The sequence below is a fragment of the Streptomyces sp. NPDC052107 genome, from assembly GCF_040680215.1.
GTDB lineage: Bacteria > Actinomycetota > Actinomycetes > Streptomycetales > Streptomycetaceae > Streptomyces.
The window spans coordinates 1-6,789 of the sequence record NZ_JBFAWG010000178.1 but is presented as its reverse complement, the minus strand read 5'-3'; the positions used below and the strand labels follow the sequence as shown (position 1 = coordinate 6,789).

Annotated in this window: 8 protein-coding genes and 2 pseudogenes; all 10 read left to right on the top strand. The window is 70.4% G+C overall.

Annotated features, from left to right (window positions below; all coding sequences use genetic code 11):
* Positions 1 to 122: 122 nt before the first annotated feature.
* Positions 123 to 484 (top strand): annotated as a pseudogene (locus AB0M27_RS46025) (PepSY domain-containing protein); the annotation flags it as partial.
* A 303-nt stretch (positions 485 to 787) separates the two neighbouring features.
* Positions 788 to 1,279, top strand: a complete 492-nt coding sequence (locus AB0M27_RS46020; RefSeq protein WP_365732094.1) for a transcriptional repressor — start codon at positions 788 to 790, stop codon at positions 1,277 to 1,279.
* Positions 1,222 to 1,527 carry a hypothetical protein gene (locus tag AB0M27_RS46015; protein WP_365732092.1) on the top strand — a complete coding sequence of 102 codons (306 nt, stop codon included), beginning with the start codon at positions 1,222 to 1,224 and terminating at the stop codon, positions 1,525 to 1,527. Before AB0M27_RS46020 ends, AB0M27_RS46015 begins: the two co-directional genes overlap by 58 nt.
* 1 nt (position 1,528) lies before the next feature.
* The gene (locus tag AB0M27_RS46010; RefSeq protein ID WP_365732090.1) at positions 1,529 to 2,560 is read left to right on the top strand and encodes a GTP-binding protein; all 1,032 of its coding nucleotides are present in this window, start codon (positions 1,529 to 1,531) and stop codon (positions 2,558 to 2,560) included.
* On the top strand, positions 2,557 to 3,582 hold the full coding sequence (locus AB0M27_RS46005; RefSeq protein WP_365732088.1) for a hypothetical protein: 1,026 nt from the start codon (positions 2,557 to 2,559) through the stop codon (positions 3,580 to 3,582). The genes AB0M27_RS46010 and AB0M27_RS46005 overlap by 4 nt, the downstream gene beginning before the upstream one ends.
* 11 nt (positions 3,583 to 3,593) lie before the next feature.
* On the top strand, positions 3,594 to 3,998 hold the full coding sequence (locus AB0M27_RS46000; protein ID WP_365732086.1) for a (2Fe-2S) ferredoxin domain-containing protein: 405 nt from the start codon (positions 3,594 to 3,596) through the stop codon (positions 3,996 to 3,998).
* Positions 3,985 to 4,347 carry a metalloregulator ArsR/SmtB family transcription factor gene (locus tag AB0M27_RS45995; protein ID WP_365732084.1) on the top strand — a complete coding sequence of 121 codons (363 nt, stop codon included), beginning with the start codon at positions 3,985 to 3,987 and terminating at the stop codon, positions 4,345 to 4,347. Before AB0M27_RS46000 ends, AB0M27_RS45995 begins: the two co-directional genes overlap by 14 nt.
* 557 nt (positions 4,348 to 4,904) lie before the next feature.
* Positions 4,905 to 5,864, top strand: a complete 960-nt coding sequence (locus AB0M27_RS45990; protein ID WP_365732082.1) for an ATP-binding protein — start codon at positions 4,905 to 4,907, stop codon at positions 5,862 to 5,864.
* Positions 5,865 to 5,908: 44 nt separating this feature from the next.
* On the top strand, positions 5,909 to 6,301 hold the full coding sequence (locus tag AB0M27_RS45985) for an SCO5389 family protein (protein ID WP_365732080.1): 393 nt from the start codon (positions 5,909 to 5,911) through the stop codon (positions 6,299 to 6,301).
* 210 nt (positions 6,302 to 6,511) lie between these two features.
* Positions 6,512 to 6,789 (top strand): annotated as a pseudogene (locus AB0M27_RS45980) (ABC transporter substrate-binding protein); the annotation flags it as partial.

Below are 6,789 nucleotides of genomic sequence, written 5' to 3'. Positions count from 1 at the left end.
CCGGCCACGCGGAGCAGCACTGGGCGCGGGATTCCATCTCCACGCTCACGCTGCCCCGCCCAGGTGGGAAGAACCCGCACCGGACCCCACGGTTCGCATGGGATCGCTTAGCTGATTAGAGACGCTTCACCGAGTACCCGCTGCTGGCCAAACTGACCCGATGGGGCATCGACGCCCACACCGGCACCCTGTTCGGCCTCATGAACCAGATCGCGCTGGCCGTCCTCGCCCTGGCCTTGGTCCTCCTCATCCTCTGGGCTACCGCATGTAGTGGCAACGCGGCCGCAGCTCCGCCTTCGGCCGCCCGATCCCTCGCGGCGCCTGGCGGCAGGTGCCGGTGTACGTGCTGGTGCCCTGCGCCGCCGTGATCGCCGTCCTCGGCTACTACGTCCCGCTGCTCGGCATCCCACTTGCCGCCTTCCTCGCCGTTGACATCCTCCTCGGCTGGATCGCTCGGCGCCGCACCGGGTACGCGCACGCCTGAACCGACCGACCCGACCGACGAGCCCTACGGCATACGGGGACGCGAACAGCAGGTGCCTGGCTCTGTTCGCGAGATTCGGCAGTGCTGCCCGAAGCGACCAATAGACAGGTCTGGGAAGACCGCGCCCCGGGCCTGCGGCAACGGCCGGTGGCTGCTGCGTGGGCCGTCAAACGGCACTCCACTGCTTGACGCGGAGACGTGACACGGCCATACATGACCGATCACCCATATGGACATGGATTTCATTTCCATCTACGGTGGAAGCGCCTACCCGCCACGAGCCATACAGAGGGGTGATGTGCCATGGGCGGCCGGACGACCCAGCAGCGCAGAGCGGTCACACACGCACTTGCGGGCTGCCAGGACTTTGTGTCGGCCCAGGAGTTGCATGCCCTTCTGGTGGCCGGCGACCACGCGATCGGTCTGACCACCGTCTACCGCGCCCTGCGCGAGCTGGAGGCGGACGGTGGTGTCGACGTCGTCCGTGAGGAGGCGGGCGGGCGGCTCTACCGTCTGCGCCCCGCCGACGGGCACCGCCACTATCTGATGTGCCGCGACTGCGGCCGAAGCCGGCCGGTGGACTCCGAGGCCGTCGAGGAGTGGGCGAGCCGGATCGCGGCCGACACCGGCTTCACCGCAGTCGAGCACACCGTGGAACTCACCGGCATCTGCACCGGCTGCCTCCCTCGCCCGGACGTACGTCGGCCGTCGTCCGGGGACGAAGGAGATGAACCGCCATGCCACTGGGATCACGCCCCGGACCCGCGGGACCGAGCCCGCAGCTACGCGAGCTGAAGGACACCGTCCGCACCCTGCTCGGACTCGACGACGACACCGCCGTCGTGATCCGCCAGCTCGCCTGCACCGAACCGGGCTGCCCGCCGCTGGAGACCGTCGTCGCCGTCCTGCCCATGGAGGGCGAGGCCCGTCGCTGGACGCTGCACCGCCCCGCCGACCAGATCACCGAGGACGACCTGCGAGCCGCGCTGCTCGCCCCGAAACGACACAACAGCAGCACATCAACCGCACTACTGGGAGACTGACTTGACCACCCCCGAATCCCGGGACCCCCGCGATCTCCGTGACGAGCGGGTCCCCGTCACCGTCCTGACCGGCTTCCTCGGCTCCGGCAAGACCACCCTGCTCAACCGCATCCTCACCGAACACCACGGCCTGCGGATCGCCGTGATCGAGAACGAGTTCGGCGAGGTCGGCATCGACGACGCCCTCGTGCTGGACGCCGAGGAAGAGATCTTCGAGATGAACAACGGCTGCATCTGCTGCACTGTGCGTGGGGACCTCATCCGCATCCTGGGCGCGCTCATGCGCCGCCGCGAGAAGTTCGACCACATCCTCATCGAGACCACCGGCCTCGCCGACCCGGCACCGGTCGCGCAGACCTTCTTCATGGACGACGAGATCGCCTCCCAGCTGCGCCTGGACGCCATCGTCACGCTCGTCGACGCCGCCCACGTCCTCCAGCACCTGGACGAGGTCAAACCCGAGAGCGTCGAGAACGAGGCCGTCGAGCAGATCGCGTTCGCCGACCGGATCGTCCTGAACAAGACCGACCTGGCCGACGACGACACCGTCGTCGAGGTCGTGCGCCGCATCCGCGGCATCAACGCGGGCGTCCGCATCGTCCCCGCCCGGCACGCCGCGATCGACCTCAAGGAGGTACTGGACGTCGGCGCGTTCGACCTGGAGCGCGTACTCGCCGACGACCCGGCCTTCCTCACCGAGACCGAGCACCAGCACGACACCACCGTCACCTCCGTCGGCATCGAGCTGACCGGTGAACTGGACGAGGACCGCCTCAACGCCTGGCTCGGCCACCTGCTGCGCACCAAGGGCGTCGACCTGTTCCGATCCAAGGGCATCCTCGCCATCGCCGGGGCACCCAAGCAGTACGTCTTCCAGGGCGTGCACATGCTGCTGGACGGCAGCTTCGGGCGCGACTGGCGAGACGACGAAGTGCGGGGCAACCGGCTGGTGTTCATCGGCCGCGGCCTCGACCGTGGCGCGCTGGAGCGCGGCTTCGCCGGCTGCCTGGCCACGGCGGGAGCCGCCGCGTGAGCACGGCAGTGGAGTCCACGCTCGTCTGGGACGTCAGCGTCGACGACGCCCTCATTGCGCTCAGTGCACGCGGTGACCTGGTTGCCGTCGCCGGGGCCGAAGGGACGGTGAAGGTCCTCGACGCGGCACTGGGCGCCGAGATCGGGGCGTTCGACCTGCCCGGGGGTGCGCTCAAGGTCGCGCTCTCCCCGGATGCCGCGCACGTCGTGGCCACCGGCCCGGCGGGGTACGCGTTGTGGCGGCGCGCCGACGGCCGTACGACCGTGCGCGAGTCCGGCGCCTGGTCGGCCGCCGCCGCGTGGGCGGACGGGGAACGGCTTGCCGTCGCCTCCGGCCGCCGCGCCCTCGTACTGAACGCCGACGGCGAGGAGTTGTGGCGTACCGAGCCCGCCGCATCCACCGTCACCGACCTTGCCTGGATGCGGAAGGGCCGGCGCCTGGCGGTAGCGGCGTACGGGGCGGTGCGCTGCCACGAACGGCACACCGAGAAACCGGTCGCCACCTACCCGTACGTCGGCTCGCACCTCGCCCTAGCCGTCGCACCCACCGGACGCTGGATCTGCAGCGGCAACCAGGACGCCTCCATCCACATCTGGCGCACCCGCGACGGCGGCGAACTGACCATGTCCGGCTACCCGGAGAAGGTCTCCCGCCTCGCCTTCGACGACACCGGCTTCTGGCTGGCCGCCGACGGCGCACCGGACGTGACCGTGTGGGACTTCTCCGGCAAGGGCCCCGAGGGCACCGCCCCGCGCTCCCTGCGCTGCCACGAGACGATCACTGCTCTCGCCTGGCGGCCGGGCGCCGGCGGGCACCTCGCCAGCGGCGGCGACGACGGGACCGTAGCCCTGTGGCACGCCACCGCCGGGCGGCCTCAGACACGCCTGCGCCCCGTGCGCGAGCTGGAGGGCACCGGCACAGCGGTCGCCGCGCTGGCCTGGCCCGGCCCGCACCTGCTGACCGTGGCCTGGCGCGACGGCCGTATCCGGACGTACGGCCTGCCCTCCCGGACCTCTCTGTGAACCGGCCCACCGTGGGCAACCGTTCCGTGATCCGGGCTGCCGTACCTCGCCCCTGCACCCTCGTCGTCTGCCGGGGCTGCTGCTGCGGCAACTCCCGCAAACACCCTGGCACCGATCACGCCTGGCAACTGGACCGGCTGCGCGCGGGCGCGGCGGAAGGTGGCTTCCAGGTCCGTACGACGGACTGCCTCGGCCCCTGCGACCAGGCCAACGTCATCGTCGTCCGGCCCTCCACCACCGGGCGGCGGGCTGGGGGTCGCGCCGTCTGGGTCGGCTTCGCCTTGGACGACGACTCCACCGACGACCTGCTGAACTGGGCACAAGCGGGCGGACCAGGCGTCGCCGAACCGCCCGCCACGCTGGCGCTCCAGTTCATCCGGCCGCCGCGCGAGGCCCGCAGCCGTGCACGCCGATGACGTCGACGCCGGTGGCCGTGAGATCCTCGCGGCCACCCGGCTCAACGAGGCCACCGCCGCCTCGGTCGCCGCCACGCTCCAGGCCCTGGCCACCCCGTCACGTCTGCTGATCCTCACCACCCTGCGGCAGCGGCCGTACCCGGTCGGCGAACTCGCCGCCGAAATCCGCATGGAGCAGTCCGCCGTCTCCCACCAACTTCGCCTGCTGCGCGCCCTCGGCCTGGTCACCGGCCGCCGCAACGGCCGCCGCATCGTCTACAGCCTCTACGACGACCACGTTGCCCAGCTCCTTGACCAGGCCGTCCACCACATCGAGCACCTGCGCCTCGGGGTACGCGACCACCACTGACCGCCTCCGACGGTCAATTGAGGTGGGCGACCCGCCGTGGCGCCGGCGCCGTGCGAAGCCGGTCGGGGAGCGTTCCGTCATCAGGCATCCCGGCCCCCAGCCACGCCCCGACCGCCGCGGCGTCGGCCTCGCTGACGAGCGGCCCCAGGCGTACGACGGGCCCGCTGGGCCTGCGGTCCACCTCACACGGCTGGACAACGGCATGCACCCCACGGCCACCACGGCAATGCAGCACCATCTCCAGACAGCCGGTGGAAACCATGACCCCGTGCGGGCAGGTCCGGACCGCACGGCGTAGCCCGTCCATCACCTGGTTGCTCGCGGCCGTACGGCAGGAGCCGCAGACGACGAGGGTGAAAGGCCGGTTCCGAGGTTCGGGTACGGCATCGCTCATCTCCGCGTTTCCTCCCCATGCTCAAAGCGATCCCCCGTTCGAGCCACGGCAGCCCCAACCTGCCGTCGGCCCAAGGCAGTTGGGACGTCCGCGGATTTGACACCTCCCTGCCGCACCATCAGCCTATGCGCATGACATCCATTTTCAATAGGGGCGGTCAGCCGTGCGTGTCGCGTTCGTAGGCAAGGGCGGCAGCGGCAAGACCACCCTGTCCGCCCTCTTCGCCCGTCACCTGGCGCGCTCGGGCGCGCCGGTCGTCGCCATCGACGGCGACATCAACCAGCACCTGGCGTACGCCCTCGGCCTGGACGAGGACGAGTTCTTCGCCGCGCCGCCGCTCAGCGCGCGGACCGGCGAGATCAAGGACTACCTGCGGGGCACCAACCCGCGGATCCCGTCCCGCGACGCCATGGTCAAGACGACCCCGCCTGGCCGTGGCTCCCGCCTTCTGCGGCTGCTGGACGAGGACGACGTCCACTCCCACCACGTCCAGGAGGTCGGCGGCGTCCCGCTGATGGTCACCGGCGCCTTCGACGAGAACGATCTCGGTGTGGCCTGCTACCACTCCAAGCTCGGCGCGGTCGAGCTCTACCTCAACCACCTCGTGGACGGCCCCGGCGAGTACGTCGTCGTCGACATGACCGCCGGCGCCGACGCCTTCGCCTCGGGCCTGTTCACCCGCTTCGACATGACGTTCCTGGTGGTCGAGCCGACCCGGAAGAGCGTGTCCGTCTATCGCCAGTACCGCGACCACGCCGCCGAGTTCGGCATCCCGGTCGCCGTCGTCGGCAACAAGGTCACCAGCGAGGACGACCTGGCCTTCCTCCGCACACACGTCGGCGACGACCTGCTCGCCCACTGCGTGCAGTCCTCATACGTCCGCGCCCAGGAACAGGGCCGCGGCCACGGCGAACTGGAACCGCACAACGCCCGCGCCCTGGACCGGTTGCGCGCGGCCGTCGATGCCCGACCCAAGGACTGGGCGGCCTTCCAGCGGCACGCCGTCGAGTTCCATCTGCGCAACGCCGCCGCCTGGGCCAACGAGGCCACCGGCCAGGACCTCGCCGCCCAGGTCGACCCCGGCTTCCAGCACGACCCCCAGGTCCTGACCGCCCTCGCCTGACCCCCACCGCAAGAACAAGAAACCAGAGAACAGGACAGCCCTTCATGTCGCTCGACGTCTCCCTGCAGCTGCTCGCCGAAGCCGAGAACGGCGAGGTGCGGGAGGAGAACTTCGTGGAAACGGTCCGCACCTCCCTGCCGCACGCCTACGACCTCATCGCCCGCCTCGCCGACGAACTGCGCTCAGGCGCCGCAGAGTTCGCCGACAACCAGACCCCGCCGCCCTCCGAGAGGGAGCGCGGCCAGCTGCTGCGGGCCCTGTCCAGCGACGCGATCCGCGGCAGTCTGGAACGGCACTTCGGCATCACCCTCGCCTTCCAGAACTGCCACCGCGTCGCCGCCTTCCGCCCCGACACACGCGGCGGCGAGACCCACACCCGCTTCACCTCCGTACGTGCGCAGATCCTCAACCAGTCGCCGGAGTTCCGCGACTGCTGAGCCGCCCGCTGGGGCGGTGAGCCCTGCGGATCCTGCGGCGTTGCCGCCGTGAGGGCGACATTCCTGCGCAGTCGCACGCCCGGTCAAAAGATGGCAACGGTTTTCATCTTACATTGATCTGAAAATCATTTCCATCTAACGTTGGAAGTGTCGCCACATGGCCGGCGCGTGTCTGCCGCGCGTCCGGCATCGCCCGAAGGAGCTTCCCGCATGTCCACCGCCCCCGCCTCCCGTTCCATCCGGCCGACCGCGAGGATCGCACTGGTCACCGCGACGGCTGCCCTCACGGCCGTGACCGCGACGGCCTGCTCGACCTCCTCCTCGCACACCAGCGACACCGCCGCGACCGGCAGCGACAGCGGCTCGGGCAAGACGATCCAGGTGGTGGCGGCGGAGAACTTCTGGGGCAGCATCGCCTCCCAGCTCGGCGGCAGCCACGTGAAGGTGACCAGCATCATCGCCAACCCGGCCACCGACCCGCACGACTA

Bases quoted from the DNA above. Each gene is read 5' to 3' on its own strand.
- AB0M27_RS46015 (WP_365732092.1), top strand. From the start codon at position 1,222: ATGCCACTGGGATCACGCCCCGGACCCGCGGGACCGAGCCCGCAGCTA.
- AB0M27_RS46020 (WP_365732094.1), top strand. From the start codon at position 788: ATGGGCGGCCGGACGACCCAGCAGCGCAGAGCGGTCACACACGCACTT.
- AB0M27_RS45985 (WP_365732080.1), top strand. From the start codon at position 5,909: ATGTCGCTCGACGTCTCCCTGCAGCTGCTCGCCGAAGCCGAGAACGGC.